The sequence below is a fragment of the Emticicia sp. W12TSBA100-4 genome, assembly GCF_040253585.1.
Classification (GTDB): domain Bacteria; phylum Bacteroidota; class Bacteroidia; order Cytophagales; family Spirosomataceae; genus Emticicia.
Genome location: NZ_JBELAU010000047.1, coordinates 1 through 1,497 on the forward strand (window position 1 = coordinate 1; position 1,497 = coordinate 1,497).

Below are 1,497 nucleotides of genomic sequence, written 5' to 3' on the forward strand. Positions count from 1 at the left end.
ATAACTTCCAGCGGTAATTCCACTGATGCTGCTGCCTGTCGCATTTGTACTCCACTTGATGGTGCCTGTACAACCTGTCGCTGTCAACGTTGCCGTTTCGCTATTACACAAGCTGTTTTTGTTCGTTGAAATTACTGGAGCCGCTGGGCTGCTACCTGTTGTGATAACCACTACATTGCTAACTCCACTTTCACCACAACTGTTGCTACATGTCGCTGTGTAGGTACCTGCGGTGCTTACACTGATGCTGCTACTTGTCGCATTTGTACTCCACTTCAAGCTTCCTGTACAACCTGTTGCTGTCAACGTCGCCGTTTCTGCATTACATAAGCTATTTTTATTGCTGCTGATTACTGGAGCTGCTGGGCTGCTACCTGTTGTGATAACTACTACATTGCTCACTCCACTTTCACCACAACTATTACTACATGTCGCTGTGTATGTGCCTGCGGTGCTTACACTGATGCTGCTACTTGTCGCATTTGTACTCCACTTCAAGCTTCCTGTACAACCTGTTGCTGTCAACGTCGCCGTTTCTGCATTACACAAGCTGTTTTTATTGCTGCTGATTACTGGAGCCGCTGGGCTACTGCCTGTTGTGATAACCACTACATTACTAACTCCACTTTCCCCACAACTGTTGCTACATGTCGCTGTATAACTTCCTGCTGTGCTTACACTGATGCTGCTTCCTGTCGCATTTGTACTCCATTTCAAGCTTCCTGTACAACCTTTTGCTGTCAACGTTGCCGTTTCTGCATTACACAAGCTGTTCTTGTTCGTTGAAATTACTGGAGCTGCTGGGCTACTGCCTGTTGTGATAACTACTACATTGCTCAATCCACTTTCTCCACAACTGTTGATACATGTCGCTGTATAACTTCCAGCGGTGCTTACACTGATGCTGCTACCTGTGGCATTCGTACTCCATTTAATTGTACCTGCACAACCTGTTGCACTTAATGTCGCACTTTCTACACTACACAAGCTGTTTTTGTTCGTTGAAATTACTGGTGCCGCTGGTTTATTGCTTATGCTAATAATTAATTCATTACTTATTTTACTCTCTCCACAAATATTCAAACATTTAGCTGTATACAAACCTATATTATTAACACTAATTACTGTGCCTGTTGCACCAGTACTCCATAATACGTTACCATTACATCCTATAGCTGTCAATGTCGCCACTTCATTCTCGCATAAACTTGGTTTATTACTTGTGATGATTGGTGTCATTGGTGGCGGCACATTAATTATAGTTACACTTTTTGAAGCTTGTGACATCCCACATTCATTTGTACAATAAACCGTATAAATCCCACTTTGATATACTTTTATTGTAGGAGTTGTCTCACCTGAACTCCATAACACAGAACCATTGCAACTTGCTGTTAAATTTGCATTGGAACCTTCACAGCAAATTGTTTTATCAATAGAGAACTCTGGAGTATTTGGTGTGACACCTTTGTTAATTTGAAGTACATTACTCGCTAC

General features: G+C 42.4%; 1 pseudogene. It reads right to left on the minus strand.

The window, feature by feature from the left end:
- Positions 1-1,287: pseudogene (locus tag ABR854_RS25665) on the minus strand (hypothetical protein); the annotation flags it as partial.
- Positions 1,288-1,497 lie beyond the last annotated feature (210 nt).